The organism is Methanobacterium sp. BRmetb2, from assembly GCA_003491285.1.
Classification (GTDB): Archaea; Methanobacteriota; Methanobacteria; order Methanobacteriales; family Methanobacteriaceae; genus UBA117.
This window is the reverse complement of sequence record CP022705.1, coordinates 335675-350717: the sequence shown is the minus strand read 5'-3', so window position 1 is coordinate 350717 and position 15043 is coordinate 335675. Positions and strand designations below refer to the sequence as shown.

The following is a 15043-nucleotide window of genomic DNA, read 5'->3' as shown; positions in this document are numbered from 1 at the left end:
GGGAATTGATCCATGTCAGGAAATACAATCGGCCAGATATTTAAGGTTACAACTTTTGGTTCAAGCCATGGCACAGCACTTGGTGCCGTGGTTGATGGATGTCCAGCAGGTCTGGAATTATCCAGCACAGATATACAGAATGAACTTGATAAAAGAAGGCCAGGTACCAGTGATATAACCACCTCCAGAGGTGAAACTGACCAAGTACAACTTTTATCTGGAGTATTCCATGGAAAAACTGATGGAACCCCAATTGCAGCTGTGGTATTTAATAAAGACGTGGATTCATCAGTTTATGAATCATTAAAGGACAAACCAAGACCAGGACACGGCGACTTTTGCTGGATCAATAAATATGGACATTACGATTATCGTGGAGGAGGCCGTGGAAGTGGAAGAACCACAATCGGCCAGGTCATAGGGGGAGCAGTAGCAAAAAAGCTCCTAAAATCACATGACATAAAAGTAATATCCCATGTTACTCAAATTGGCGATATAAAAGCTGATATAGTGAACATTAACCAGATAGAATTAAAAATAAAAGAAAATCCAGTAAGATGCGCTGATCCTTTTGCCGCTAGAAAAATGGAGGAATTAATTCTAAAAGTTAGAGATGAAGGAGATTCAATAGGTGGGATTGTAGAAACTGTGGTTTTAAATCCACCAGCAGGTATGGGTGAACCAGTTTTCGATAAATTAGATGGAGATCTAGCCAAGGCATTAATGTCTATTGGATCGGTTAAAGGAGTTGAAATTGGAGCAGGATTTGAAGTTTCCACCCTTACTGCCTACGGGGTGAACGATGAATACTACGTATCTAAAAATGGAATAAGAACAACAACCAACCAGGCTGGAGGAATATTAGGTGGTATATCTAATGGAATGCCTATAATGGTTAGAATGGCAGTTAAACCCACACCATCTATATCCAAGATTCAAAAAACTGTTGATCTTACTAAAATGGAAGATGTTGAAATAGAAATCAAAGGACGTCATGATCCTTGCATATGTCCTAGGGTAACCAGTGTTGCCGAGGCTTCAGTTGCTATTATATTAGCGGATCATTTAATAAGGGGAGGTTTCATACACCCCTCTAAATTAGACGTGTAAAAATAGTCATTTATCTATTAATTTACCAGAGAAGGTGTTTATATGGAATGGATTGTAAAAGCCAGTTGTAGTTTATGCAATGAAGAAGAAGAATTTGAAGTTTCTGGGAACCGTCCACCCTATTTAGTAGGTGATCTTATAAATTCCTGTGCTTGTGGGGGTAAAATGGTGGTTGATGAGATATTAGAAATATAAAAAGAGATTAACATTTATAAAGCCCTGGGCGGGAATTGAACCCGCGACCTCGGGATTACGAATCCCGCGCTCTACCGACTAAGCTACCAGGGCAAATATATATTTTTATTTTAAATAAGGTTTGTTTTTAGTTTAAAAATTTGTAATCAATTTATTTAAAAGTTTTTTTCATCAAATCTGAATAATTTAAAATGCGTCTAAAGTTTGTTGTTTGGAAATGTAGGCATCTAAATCAATTTTTAATCCGTCACTTGCAGCAATAGTGTTAACACCGGTTTTTTGTTTTACTATTTCTGCTTCCCCATCAGCATTGTTCATTACCATCTTCATTCCCAGATGAGTCATAATAGCAAGTTTAGGTGATACTTCATCTACCAGTTTAATGAAATCTTCGGTACACATATGGCCACGAATTCTTTCATTAGATGGTCTGATAACACTGGCAATTAATATATCTGCACCACTATGATAATCATGTAACTTTTCAAAGTATTCTGTATCTGAAGTATAGGAAATAGTTAAATCTTCAGTCTGCAGCTGGAAACCCACTCCTGTTGGATCTCCATGGACAGTTTTAGTTCCTTTAATCTTTATATTTCCCAGGTTACGGGTTTTATTAGCACCTAAAATAGTCACTTCGGGTTTGCTAAGATGATACTTAGATATACAGGGTCCCCAATGTTTAAAACCTTCAATAACACTTAAACTACCAAAAACAGCACCCTTTTTTCGGGTTACACCGCGGGTCATAGCTTCTATCATAACTTCTGAATCGCTGTAGTGGTCAGTGTGGGAGTGAGAAACCAGAATTGCGTCTGTTTTTATTGGATTTAATCCAAACTGATAAGTTCTAACCAGTGCTCCAGGACCAGGATCTATGTGGAGATTTTTATTATCAATCCCTTCTATTCTAAATCCGCCGGTCATTCGCTTCTGAGTAATGGTCGCGAAAGCGTCCGCCACCACTTCCTAAAAAAATTAACTTCATCCATTCACCTGCTTTGCATAATGTAATTATGTATTTTCCACAGTAAATTGCTCTATTCATCTGCTTTGCATAATATTACTTCACATTTTAATTGTGATTTGGTTCTTTTAATACATAGGTTTTCCTTTTCAATAACTACCAAGTCCCCCTCTTTAACCTGAGAGGGATCATTAATACCCATAGAAACCTTTTCACCAGTATGGGCCACCACATTCCAATCAATGTCCAGAGCCTCAATATCATTATTTAAAGTAATCTCAATATTATCGTCGTTAATACCACTAACTTGACCTATTTGGCCTTCAATTATAATTTTTTTTGCCATTTCGATACTACGGGCCTTCTCCAAAAGGTCATCTTTCAGTTTATTGCGCCATTTCTCCAGTAATTTAACATCCCTCACAATAGTCTCTCTAAGAAGCTTCTGAGCTTCATTATTGTTCATATTCTTGGATTTAACAAAAAAATCGTAGTCTTTACTAATACTAGGAGTTAAAAGGGCAATCTCTTCCATAATAACTTTAAATAACTCTCCAATATCTTTCAAATTGGTTTTGGGTTTCCAGTTTTCACGGATGGTGTCGTTGGCAATTTTTTTAGTCATTTTATTTCCAAAGACAATGATAGAACTTTCACCCTTCTGAATTTTATCAATCTTTGATCCTAAAAGCTCCACTATATCATAGCCGTTGGTGGTGGCATAAATCCGTTTTCGTCGGGTTTCGAAGGTTGTTTTGAATCTTACTTCTCCAACAACCACATCTCCTAAACTTCTAACCTTTTTAGCATCATCCACTACTTTAATTGTAACATCAAGGCTTTTGGATCTTTCTAAGAGTTCTTCGTCATTTTTAATCTTCCCCGAATATAGTTCTTCTTCCAGTTTTTGGATTAATTCTTTATCTCCAAAAAAAGCTATTCTCCGTTTGTCACCAATCATCACACATCCGTGGCTGCCAATGTAAGTCATTATAAGGCTCATCCCTATCACCATGAAATTTTATCATAAATCATAAATTCATTTTTTTGACTTTTTATCATAAATCATTTGAAATAATGTATTATATCAATTTTCCATTTTTATTTTAATATTATTTTTAGAGTTATTTTTTTTACTATCCTCATTTTAACTTTTGAATTTATGTATAATAATAAATTTTATATTATTTACCAATGATAAATAAATGCATAACTCTATCAAATTAAGCCAATAACCGATACAATGTCTCTATTTTTTTTAAAAAATTATTCCATAAATCTTTTATTTAACCTATAAATTGTCTTAAATCAGTTCTTAATAATTATTTATCTGGCAGGAGCACAAAAATGTCCCCAAAATCTGAAAAAGAAGCAGAATATACCAATAAATTGATTAAAGAAAAAAATCCTTATCTATTACAGCATGCACACAACCCGGTGGACTGGTATCCTTGGAGTGAAGAGGCATTCCAAAAAGCCAAAGATGAAAATAAACCTATATTCCTTTCGATAGGATATTCTACCTGTCACTGGTGTCATGTCATGGCTCATGAATCATTCGAAGACCCTGATGTGGCTCAATTAATGAATGAAACTTTTATATCTATTAAAGTAGATAGGGAGGAGAGACCAGATATTGACAGTGTGTACATGACGGTCTGTCAGGTAATTACCGGAACCGGAGGATGGCCCCTTTCTATTATTATGACTCCAAATAAAAAACCCTTTTTTGCTGGGACATACATTCCCAAGGATACCATATACGGTCGCACCGGTCTTAAAGATATAACCCTAAACATAAAGGAATTATGGTCCAAAAATCCAGAAGAAGCCCTGAAATCTGCCGATAAAATTGTTGATGTTGTAGAGGAAATATCGCTAACATCTCCTGGAGATCAACTGGATGAATCAATACTTAAAAAGGCATATTCAATGTTTCAGGAAAGTTATGATGAAAATTACGGCGGATTTGGGATGATCCAGAAGTTTCCATCACCTCACAACCTGATGTTCCTTTTAAGGTACCATATGAGGTATGATGATCAAAAAGCACTGGAAATGGTGGAAAAAACCTTAAGTTCCATGAAAAATGGGGGAATATATGATCATATTGGACACGGTTTTCATAGATATTCTGTGGATCCTCAGTGGTTGGTTCCACATTTTGAAAAAATGTTATATGACCAAGCCATGATTGCCATAGCATATATTGAGGCTTTCCAAATAACCCGAAATCCTCTGTACAAAAAAACGGCCCAAGAAATTTTTACATATGTCTTGAGGGATATGCAATCCAATGAAGGAGGTTTTTACTCAGCAGAGGATGCAGATAGTGAGGGAGTAGAGGGAAAATTTTACGTGTGGACAAAAAATGAATTTATAGATGTATTGGGTGAAGATGCCGAGTTGATGTCCCGTATCTTTAATGTGAGAGGAGAAGGGAATTTCAAGGAGGAGTCAACTCTTAAAAAGACAGGTACCAACATTTTGCACCTGAAAATGTCTCTATCAAAAATTGCAGAAAAAATGAATATTTCTCAAGAAGAATTAGAGAAAAAAATAGAAAAAACACGCCAAAAACTTTTCAAGACACGGGAAAGCAGAATACACCCGCACAAAGATGATAAAATACTACTTGACTGGAACGGCTTAATGATAGCTGCTCTTTCAAAAGGTGCCCAAGTCTTCAAAGCAGATGAGTACCGGGAAGCTGCAATTTCTGCTGCAGATTTCATCTTGGAGAACATGTTAAAGGACGGTAGATTAATACACAGCTACCGTGACGGTGAAGCAACAGGAATGGGAAATTTGGATGATTACTCCTTTTTTATATGGGGCTTGTTGGAATTGTTTGAAACCACATTTAAATCAAAATATTTAAAGATGGCACTGGAGTTAAATGAAATCCTCCTTAAACAGTTCTGGGATTCAGAAACTGGAGGATTCTATTTTACCAGTGCTGATGCTGAAGAGATACTTGTTCGAAAAAAAGAAAGTTATGACAGTGCAATACCTGCTGGAAACTCAGTTCAAATGCTTAATTTACTGAAATTGGCAGTTATAACCGAAAATCTGGAATATGTGGATAAGGCAGTATCCACTGAAAAAACATTCTCTGAAAAGGTTAAAAGATCACCAAGTGCCTACACACAGCTTTTAATGGCATTAGATTTTAAATTAGGACCATCATATGAAATAGTGATAGCTGGAAATCCTAAATTCAAAGATACAACAGATATGCTGGAAATTATTTATAACAACTTCCTCCCTAATAAAGTTCTTATCCTCAGAGAAGAAGGAAAACTTTCAAATGATCTAAAACAGATATCTGAAACATTAAACTTTAAAAAACCACTAAATGGTAAAGCCACGGTATATATATGTACTGAAGGAGCATGTAAAAAACCAACCATAAATATTGATGAGATGAAAGATTTATTAAACGTAAAATAATCACATGATTCATTATTAGCTAATTTTTATGGGGGAAAAATTTTGAAAAAGGACCATGAATTAAGACATGCTGATAAAGAAGATAATTCCCGTGATGAAAAATTTCATAATCATGATTCTAAAATGGATAATAATAGTCATGAAGACCATGGTAACTCCAATCATCATCGTGGAATGCTTGCCGATTTTAAAAAACGTTTTATAGTATCCTTAATATTAACCGTCCCTGTGATTTTTATATCACCAATGTTACAGGAACTATTGGGAATAAGGGAGCTTATTGGGTTTAATGGGGATATATACATCCTATTTATACTCTCTTCAATTATCTTCTTTTACGGGGGTTATCCATTTTTTAAAGGATTTGTAAGGGAAATTAGAGATAAAAATCCGGGAATGATGACCCTTATTGCAGTGGCCATTACCACAGCATATTTATACAGTAGTGCAGTAATTTTTGGATTGTATGGTTCAATTTTTTTTCTGGAACTGGTAACCTTAATTGACATCATGCTTTTAGGCCATTGGATAGAGATGAGGTCTGTAATAGGAGCTTCCAGAGCATTAGAGGAATTAATTAAGTTAATTCCCTCAAAAGCTCATAAAATAGTGGCTCCTGGCGAGGTTAAGGATGTAAATATAGAAGAATTAAAGGTACAAGATAAAATATTGGTAAGACCCGGAGAGAAAATACCCGCTGATGGAGAGATAGTTAAAGGTGAAAGTTCTGTAGATGAATCCTTACTAACCGGAGAATCACAACCAATTTATAAAAAAGGGGGAGATATGGTAATTGGAGGATCCATTAATGGTGAAGGATCACTAAACGTTACTATTAAAAAAACTGGTAAAGATTCTTTCATATCTCAGGTTATCGAACTGGTAAACGAAGCAAAAGAAAGTAAATCAAAAACCCAGGATTTGGCCAATCGGGCTGCAATGTGGTTAACATTTATTGCACTTGCCGGGGGAGGAATAACTTTATTTGTGTGGTTAGCTTTTATGAGCGAAGGTTTCGCATTTTCTCTTGAGAGAACAGTAACAGTGATGGTTACAACTTGTCCGCATGCTCTGGGTCTTGCAGTTCCTCTGGTAGTAGCAGTATCCACAGCCCTTTCAGCCAAGGAGGGGTTGCTCATTAGAAGTCGTACCTCTTTTGAACAGGCCAGAAAAATTCACGCGGTCATTTTTGATAAAACTGGAACACTAACTGAAGGTAAATTTGGTGTAACAGACGTAATATCTTTTCAGGATAATATAAACGATGAAAAACTCCTAAATTTTGCTGCTGCTGTGGAAAACCGCAGTGAACATCCTATTGCAGAGGGTATTATGTCCAAAGCAAAGGAAGTACTTGATGTTGATGATTTTAATTCGATACCAGGTAAAGGTGCTGAAGGTATTGTACAGGGTCAAGAAGTTAAAGTGGTAAGTCCTGGTTACCTACAAGAGAACAATCTGGAAATTAATGAAGAAAAATATTATAAATTATCAAAGCAGGGAAAAACTGTTGTTTTTATTTTAATAGATGGTGAAGTTAAAGGTTGTATTGCCCTGGCAGATATTGTTAGATCTGAATCTAAAAAGGCAATATCTGAACTTAAACAAAAAGATATCCAATGTATTATGTTAACTGGTGATAATAAACAAGTGGCTCGTTGGGTAGCCGATGAACTGGACTTAGATGAATATTTTGCCGAAGTTTTGCCACGAGAAAAGGCACTTAAAGTTAAAAAAGTTCAAGAAAGAGGGTTGGTTGTGGCCATGACTGGTGATGGTGTAAATGATGCTCCGGCACTGGCTCAGGCAGATGTAGGCATAGCTATTGGTGCAGGCACTGATGTGGCCATGGAAACCGCAGACATAGTGCTGGTTAAGAGCAATCCTCAAGATGTGGTTAAGATAATAACACTAGCCCAGGCTACTTACCGTAAAATGGTTCAAAATATTTTATGGGCTACCGGATATAACGCTTTTGCTATACCCTTAGCAGCAGGTGTTTTGTTCAGTTATGGGATATTACTAAGTCCTGCTATGGGTGCGGCCCTAATGTCTCTTAGTACTGTGATTGTAGCCGTAAATGCCCAATTTTTAAGGATAAAATAATAAATTATTTCCATTATAAAATTAGTAAAATCAGGATACACATTTTATTTTAAGCTATTAGATGAGTTTATTTTAATTATTAATCATTATTTATTATTTATAATAATAAAAGCAGATTTACAATTTTTATATAAAAATTTATAAAGTGGAAATAACTTATATTTATTTGTGAGTGAATATTTTAAATTGTAAAAAGAAGGTGAAATTATGGAAAAAACCATAAAAAACTTAACAAAAGCCTTTATTGGCGAAAGTCAGGCAAGAAACAGGTACACCATATATTCTAAGATTGCAAAGAAAGAAGGATATGAACAGTTGTCGGAAATTTTTCTGGTGACTGCAGATAATGAGCGAGAACATGCTAAATGGCTTTTCAGATTAATTAATCAATTAAAAGACAAGATGGATCAGGATTTAGACGAAATTGTGGTGGAAGCTGAAGCCCCTACCATATTGGGAGACACTGCGGAAAACCTAAAATCAGCAATTGCTGGTGAACATTATGAAAACTCTGAAATGTACCCTGAATTTGCAGACGTTGCAGAAGAAGAAGGACTAACCGACATAGCAGAACGGCTAAGATCTATTGCCCATGCTGAAGAACACCACGAACAAAGATACATCGAACTTTTAAAAGAAGTAGAAGCTGGAACAATGTTCAAAAAGGAAAAACCAGTTACTTGGTGTTGCAGAAAATGTGGATACACTCATGTTGGTGAGGAACCACCAGAAAAATGTCCATCCTGTGATCACCCAACTAAATACTTCGAAATAATTAACGAAGAATTTTAAATAAAGCTAAATTGGGATCACATAAATTAAGCCATTTTAAAAACATGGACCGTGACTAAAAATGACTGAGCTAAATCAGGTCTATAGATGCCAAGTTTGTGAAAATATAGTGGAAGTAGTTCATCCGGGTATTGGGGAACTGGTCTGCTGTGGACAGCCTATGGAATTATTAGAGGAGCGAAATAAAGATACTGGAGCTGAAAAACACGTTCCGGTAATGGAAAAAACAGAGTCTGGTGTGAAGGTTAAAATTGGATCAATTCCTCATCCTATGGAAGAGGATCATTACATTGAATGGATAGAAATTATGGTTGATGGAGCCATCTACAAAAAGTTCCTAAAACCTGGTGATGGACCAGAAGCAGTATTTGAAATAGATTCTCCTATAGAATCTATAACTGCCAGAGATTACTGCAATATTCATGGTTTGTGGATATCCAGTTAAATAACCACTATTTTCTTTTTCTTTTTTATATTTATCTGAAAAAATAGTTTAAACTTTTCTGAACTTTTTTATGCGGTGTTAAAAGTTTTTTCGTTAATTATTTGCTAATTTTATAGTAATTAGATAAAACTTCTTAACTTAGATATATAAGATAATATAATAGATTAGCTATAAATTTAAATTTATAATTAATAACATATTAAAATTGGAGTTATAGAAGAGTATTGCTGTAATAACACATCAAAAGTGGGAATATGAAAAATAAGTATTTAATATTGACTTTGATTTTGATAATCTTACCCATATCGGGTTGTATTCAATCAGACACTAATAAAATTAATGAACTGGCACCTACTATTAATAATCACATTAAACAGGGTGATAAATCTTTCAATGATGCAGCTTGGAATGCCAACAACTTCAATTTTGATAAAGCTCTACAAAATTGTGAAAATGCAACTGGTGAGTTTAATTTGGCCAAATCTGCTGCGCAGGATGCTAATGATTTTGCTAAAGATACTGGAGATAATGTTTATATTGAATATTTTGGACTGGTTATCAATGAGATTGATGCAAAACTAAGTGCCACATCTGAGCTTAACATGGCTATTCAGTTTTTTGCAACAGGAGACAATGAAACAGCCAATACACATGTATCATCTGCCAATCAATTCATGGAAAAGGCAGTAGAATACATGAATCAGAAGGAAGAGATAGTAAAACAGAATCCCTCTAAGTTTGTTTAAGGGATATATTATATTACTTTGAATTTGTTTGATATTAATTAATAAAGAATCTTTCTAAATTCTTAAAGTAAATCGAGACATAATTCCGTTTAATTTGTTTTAAATGAATATTATAACAGAATCAATTAAATTTACTAATTAAATAAAATAATGGAGATAATTATGAAAAAACAATGTATAGAGTGTAAAGGTAAGGGTTACAAAGTTACCAGTTACAAGATATGTGAAACATGCCATGGAACAGGAGTAAAAGCAGAAGTGGACATGAAAAAGCATTTCAAAGGAGTATCAAACAATGCAATGAAGCGGTTTGAACTTGATGAGGAGCAGGAAGTTCCCTGCAGTATGTGTAAAGGTAAGGGAGAAATAGAAGTAACTGAAACCTGCCCTGACTGTGAAGGTAAAGGCGAGTTTAATGTTTGTAAAAAATGTGGAAAGGAAATCGAATATCCTAAAGATTACTGTGAAAACTGTCAAGAAAAAGATAAAGTCTATGTTTTACATTCAAGCTGCACCATGGATGATCTAGAAACTGGGGCTAATTACAAGGGAAAGATTACCCGGGTGGAAAACTATGGAGTCTTTGTTAGTTTAAGTAAGAAGCTTTATGGACTTCTTAGAATTAGTAAACCTGACTATAATGTTGGCGATGAAATATTAGTCAAAATAATAGAAATAAAAAGAAATCGTGGAGAAGTGGATCTGGCTTTATCAGGGATTAAGGGCAGTTATGAATTAATTAAACTTAAAAGAAATATATCTAGAACTAAAATTGGAGATATAACCACCAAATCCATGGGAAATGTGGTGCGAATTGTAGGTGAAGTAATCCAGATACAGCAGACCTCAGGACCAACCATTTTCACCATATCTGATGAAACCAGTACAACATGGGTGGCGGCCTTTGACGAGCCGGGAGTAAGAGTATATCCTCATATAGATGTTGGTAACATTGTAGAAGCCATTGGGGAAGTATCTTTGCATGGTGGGAAGATTCAGATTGAATCAGAGTCAATTGAAAGATTAAGAGGAAAGGAAGCCAGTGAATCTAGGAAACTAATAGATGATGCTATAGATGAAAGAGCTGAACCAGAAAAAACTGATCTTTTAATTGAAAGTGAAACTCTTCTTAAACTAAGAGAAAGGATGAAATTAGCTGCTAAAGCTATTAGAAGAGCAGTTTTTGATGGAAGATCCATACTGGTAAGACATCATGCTGATGCCGACGGCATCTGTGCAGGGGTAGCCATTGAAAAAGCAGTTATCCCCCTCTTAAAAGAGATGAATCCAGACAGTGATGCAGAATGGCACTACTTTAAGAGAGCGCCCAGTAAAGCACCGTTCTATGAAATAGAGGATGTGGTAAAGGATCTATCCTTTGCCTTAGAAGATCTGGAAAGACACGGCCAAAAACTTCCATTGATTGTACTGTTGGATAATGGTTCCACTGAAGAAGATTTGTTAGCATTGATGAAGGTTAAAATATACGATATTGAAGTGGTAGTTGTGGATCATCACTATCCTGGCCAGGTTAATGATGGAAAGGTAGCTGTAGATGAATACGTGGATGTGCATGTTAATCCTTACCTTGAGGGTGGAGATTCACAGATAACTGCAGGGGCTCTAGCTGTGGAGATAGCAAAGATGATAAATCCTCAAGTTAGAGATAAACTTACCCACCTGCCAGGTATAGCGGCAGTAGGTGATCACGCACGATCTGATGAAGCCCAAAAATATATAGAGATGGCTTCATCTAAAGGTTATGATCTGAAAGATCTGGAAAGGATAGCTACAACTGTTGATTTTGAGGCGTTTTATCTCAGGTTCATGAATGGAAGAGGTATTATAGATACCATTCTTGGTTTGGCTAATCGAGAAAAACATGTGAAACTGGTGGATGCACTGTATAAAGAGTCTCAGAAACGTGTTGATTCTCAGCTTCGTGCAGCCCTCCCTAATTTAAAAACTCAAGAATTGCCCAATGGCATTGTATTCAATGTTCTGGATGTGGAAAAGTATGCCCATAAATTCACCTTTCCTGCCCCTGGAAAAACCTGTGGATATGTCCATGACAGCATGGTTCAAAAGTACGGAGAAGACCGGCCTATAATAACCCTATCTTATGGACCGGATTTTAGTGTAATAAGAGCAACTGATGCAGTAAATGAAACATTTGGTTTTAATTTAAATAACATTGTCTTAAAACTTGCAGAGGAGATACCAGAAGCAGGTATTGATGGGGGTGGACATGAATGTGCGGGATCGTTGAAATTTGTGGAGGGTCTTTCAAAAAAGGTTTTAGGTTCTTTTGCATCTGAAGTGGCTGCTTTAAAATAGTATCAGTTATTCTGCACTGGAAAATAAGCAGTTTCAATTTTTTTTTATTTATCTATTTATCTTATAAAATTCATAATAGTAAATATGAATTAATGGGGGTGATTTGTTGGATAGATTTGAAGCTGAAGTACTTAAAATCATGGATATGTCTGAAGAAGATAAAAAACGTGCTATCAATTCATTAAAACAACAGTGTATCTGTTCTAAATGTCCAACATACAACGATTGTGCAGAAAATGCTGCAGAAGGTTTATACTGTGTTATTGGAACAAGTGAAGGATGTATAATTGACGATTTAGGATGTTTATGTCCAGAATGTCCATTAGCACAGGCTCTTGGGGTCGGAACTATATTCAATACTTATTGTATTAAAGGTAGTGAGATGGAAGAGAGAAAAAGATTACATGAATTAGATGTTGTAACTGGTGGAGAATAGTCCATTAAAAATTATGGAGGATATAACTTCACTGTATTCTAATTTGGTTTTTTAAAGTTGAATTCAGATTTTTATTTACATATTTTTAGTATTGGTTAAGTGAATTTTCCTTTAAAGTCTTCTCGACTTTTTTGATTGATTAAAGGTTTGATTGCTTCCATCATGTTGCTCATTATAAACAATAGGTCTTGATCTTTTTCTTTCATTTCCTCAATCATCACCTTTTCCACACCTTTGCGCGCGTTAATATCTATCATCACGGATACTGATCCTAAATATTTTCTTTTAATATTTAATAAAGGATTTGTGGATATAAGCATCCATTGGGTCGAACCATTTTTATTTAAAAATTTAACTTCGTATATATTGTCTAATCCTTCTTTGCGATTTCTTAAATGTTTTATAAATTTGTCCTGTCCTTCTGGATCAATGAAATCAAAAATATTTTTACCTATCATTTCTTTAACAGTGTAACCTAACATTTCGGCCATCCGAGGATTTACATAGCTTACTTTATATGTTGAATCTGTTAAAAATACTCCTGAACGACTTTTCTCAACTATGCTCCTGTATTTCTCTTCACTTTTCCTTAATTCATTTTCAATTTCTTTTCGTTCAGATATATCCCTTATTATAGCAATAAATCCCTTATCTCTAGCATGAATTATTTTATTAATTGTAGATTCTACGCAGATCTTTTCACCATTGTGTTTAATGTGCACATTTTCTCCCTGCCAGTATCCTCTTTTTCTAAGATGAATATCGGAAGATTTCTCATCCTCGAGACTTAACCATTTAATTTTAAAGACATCATCACGATATTTTCCAATCGCATCATCCGATTTAATATGATATAACTGTTCGGCACCCTTGTTCCAGTATTTTATCCGGTTTTCATCATCAGTTACAATAATAGCATCCCTTACTTGTTCTAATAAATGTGCTTGAAATTCAACTTCTTTAGTACGCTTTTTGACAATCTTTTCGAGATTTTTCTGGTATTTTTTTAGTTTTCTTTCTGCGTTTTTCCTATGGCTAATATCTCGGGCAATAGTTGATGTGCCTATTAGTTCTCCTGAACTATTAAAAACAGGTGAACAACTTATGGAAACATCTATTTTGCTGCCATCTTTTCTAAAACGTGCTGTTTCAAAATTATGAAGCCTTTTACCTTCTTTGAGCATTTGAATTAAATCTTTAGCTTTTCCATTAATATCAGGATATCTTAATATTTCGACGTGTTTACCTATGATTTCTTCTGCCGAATATCCAAAAATTCGTTCAGCCCCTTTATTCCAGCTTGTTATTTTTCCATCAAGAGATTTACCTATTATTGCATCATCAGAGTATTTTACAATATTTGCCAGTTGTTTTATTTTTTCATTAGATCGTATTTTTTCACTTATATCTCTTGCAGCTACAAATATTCCGATTATTTTTCCGGATTTATCTTTAAGGACAGTTGCATTGGATAAAACTGGTGTTATGTGTCCATTTCGATGTTTTATTTCCAATGAATAATTTTTTAATTTTTCTTTTTTCAGAGCTTGCCAGAAACCTTCCTGGGCTTTTTTAGGATCAGTAAAATATTTAGAAAAATTAGTCCCTTTTAGTTCATCTCGGGAAAAACCAGTAGCTTTTTCAGTGGCATGATTTGCATCGGTAATAGTCTCATCTGTTGCAATAGTAAACAGTGGATCTAAGCTTGTTTCGATTAGACAACGATTATAACGAGCAGATAACCTATATTTTTCTTCAACTTCTTTTAGTTTGGTAAGATCCAAAATTGCATTTTTAAATTCTAATTTTTCATTGCTAAAAAGGGGTATAGTTTTTAATTGAACACTTAGTTTATTTCCATCTTTTTTAATAAGTTCTAATTCGCATATTTGGGCTGATTTGCTTTTTATGACTTCTTTTAAGTGTTCATGAAATTTTTCCGAGAAAATAGAATCTAAATATTCTGTGAATTTTTTTCCAAGTAAATTAATTTTCTTCTCACCTAACAGATCAGAAAAGGCAAAATTAACTTCAATTATTATTTCATTCATATCTAAAGTAAAATGACCTGATGGAGCAAATTCATAAAGATTTTGATATCTACTAACTGAACTTTTTAATTCTGGGGATATTTTCAACACTTCTTCATTCTGCTGCTTTATTTTGGTTTGATGATTCTGAAAATCGTTAAATAGTTGATCTAAATCCTGTGGATTTGGGGGTAGATCTTTTAGGAATATTTTTGAAATATTTGCGGAATTTTTAACTATTTTTTCCTCTTTCTTATCCCCTCTCATCCCATTTGTCATATAGCTCCCCCAAAAATAAAGAGTCTTAAACTATGAAATTAATTAATCTGGTTAAGAAATTTTCAACTATTATTACATTATTAATACTTGTCTATGTAAAAATTTTATGATCAAAACATTTATATGTTATGAAGTAAGAAGGTGTAA

Annotated in this window: 11 protein-coding genes and 1 tRNA gene; 8 read left to right on the top strand and 4 right to left on the bottom strand. The window is 34.6% G+C overall.

Annotated elements, in window-relative coordinates; genetic code table 11:
• The first annotated feature begins 12 nt into the window (after window positions 1-12).
• Complete coding sequence (locus tag CIT01_01650; GenBank protein ID AXV36997.1) at window positions 13-1110, top strand: chorismate synthase; 1098 nt, start codon at window positions 13-15, stop codon at window positions 1108-1110.
• A 215-nt stretch (window positions 1111-1325) separates the two neighbouring features.
• Here CIT01_01650 and CIT01_01645 read toward each other — a convergent pair.
• From CIT01_01645 to CIT01_01635, 3 genes are all read right to left on the bottom strand, one after another.
• Window positions 1326-1398, bottom strand: a tRNA-Thr gene (locus tag CIT01_01645).
• A gap of 93 nt (window positions 1399-1491) precedes the next feature.
• Entirely contained in the window at window positions 1492-2268 is a 777-nt protein-coding gene (locus CIT01_01640; protein ID AXV38687.1) for an MBL fold metallo-hydrolase, read from the bottom strand.
• 77 nt (window positions 2269-2345) lie between these two features.
• On the bottom strand, window positions 2346-3275 hold the full coding sequence (locus tag CIT01_01635) for a hypothetical protein (GenBank protein ID AXV36996.1): 930 nt from the start codon (window positions 3273-3275) through the stop codon (window positions 2346-2348).
• Between the two features lie 344 nt (window positions 3276-3619).
• Between CIT01_01635 and CIT01_01630 the strand changes: the two genes are divergently transcribed.
• The 7 genes from CIT01_01630 (at window position 3620) to CIT01_01600 (ending at window position 12587) form a co-directional block, all read left to right on the top strand.
• Window positions 3620-5725 carry a thioredoxin domain-containing protein gene (locus CIT01_01630; GenBank protein ID AXV36995.1) on the top strand — a complete coding sequence of 702 codons (2106 nt, stop codon included), beginning with the start codon at window positions 3620-3622 and terminating at the stop codon, window positions 5723-5725.
• A 123-nt stretch (window positions 5726-5848) separates the two neighbouring features.
• Window positions 5849-7831 carry a heavy metal translocating P-type ATPase gene (locus CIT01_01625; protein AXV38686.1) on the top strand — a complete coding sequence of 661 codons (1983 nt, stop codon included), beginning with the start codon at window positions 5849-5851 and terminating at the stop codon, window positions 7829-7831.
• A gap of 207 nt (window positions 7832-8038) precedes the next feature.
• Window positions 8039-8623: a rubrerythrin family protein gene (locus CIT01_01620; protein ID AXV36994.1), complete on the top strand. Its 585-nt coding sequence runs from the start codon at window positions 8039-8041 to the stop codon at window positions 8621-8623.
• A 61-nt stretch (window positions 8624-8684) separates the two neighbouring features.
• A complete protein-coding gene (locus CIT01_01615; protein ID AXV36993.1) occupies window positions 8685-9068 on the top strand; it encodes a desulfoferrodoxin in 384 nt (127 codons plus the stop codon).
• A gap of 254 nt (window positions 9069-9322) precedes the next feature.
• Entirely contained in the window at window positions 9323-9814 is a 492-nt protein-coding gene (locus CIT01_01610; GenBank protein ID AXV36992.1) for a hypothetical protein, read from the top strand.
• A 162-nt stretch (window positions 9815-9976) separates the two neighbouring features.
• Complete coding sequence (locus tag CIT01_01605; protein ID AXV36991.1) at window positions 9977-12151, top strand: hypothetical protein; 2175 nt, start codon at window positions 9977-9979, stop codon at window positions 12149-12151.
• A 106-nt stretch (window positions 12152-12257) separates the two neighbouring features.
• The gene (locus CIT01_01600; protein ID AXV36990.1) at window positions 12258-12587 is read left to right on the top strand and encodes a hypothetical protein; all 330 of its coding nucleotides are present in this window, start codon (window positions 12258-12260) and stop codon (window positions 12585-12587) included.
• Between the two features lie 95 nt (window positions 12588-12682).
• On the opposite strand, the gene CIT01_01595 is transcribed toward CIT01_01600, so the two are convergent.
• A complete protein-coding gene (locus tag CIT01_01595) occupies window positions 12683-14896 on the bottom strand; it encodes a hypothetical protein (GenBank protein AXV36989.1) in 2214 nt (737 codons plus the stop codon).
• Window positions 14897-15043 lie beyond the last annotated feature (147 nt).

Excerpts from the sequence above, each read along its gene's own strand:
- CIT01_01650 (AXV36997.1), top strand. The coding sequence starts at position 13 with ATGTCAGGAAATACAATCGGCCAGATATTTAAGGTTACAACTTTTGGT.
- CIT01_01635 (AXV36996.1), bottom strand. The coding sequence starts at position 3,275 with ATGAGCCTTATAATGACTTACATTGGCAGCCACGGATGTGTGATGATT.
- CIT01_01630 (AXV36995.1), top strand. The coding sequence starts at position 3,620 with ATGTCCCCAAAATCTGAAAAAGAAGCAGAATATACCAATAAATTGATT.
- CIT01_01625 (AXV38686.1), top strand. The coding sequence starts at position 5,849 with ATGGATAATAATAGTCATGAAGACCATGGTAACTCCAATCATCATCGT.
- CIT01_01620 (AXV36994.1), top strand. The coding sequence starts at position 8,039 with ATGGAAAAAACCATAAAAAACTTAACAAAAGCCTTTATTGGCGAAAGT.
- CIT01_01615 (AXV36993.1), top strand. The coding sequence starts at position 8,685 with ATGACTGAGCTAAATCAGGTCTATAGATGCCAAGTTTGTGAAAATATA.
- CIT01_01610 (AXV36992.1), top strand. The coding sequence starts at position 9,323 with ATGAAAAATAAGTATTTAATATTGACTTTGATTTTGATAATCTTACCC.
- CIT01_01605 (AXV36991.1), top strand. The coding sequence starts at position 9,977 with ATGAAAAAACAATGTATAGAGTGTAAAGGTAAGGGTTACAAAGTTACC.
- CIT01_01595 (AXV36989.1), bottom strand. The coding sequence starts at position 14,896 with ATGACAAATGGGATGAGAGGGGATAAGAAAGAGGAAAAAATAGTTAAA.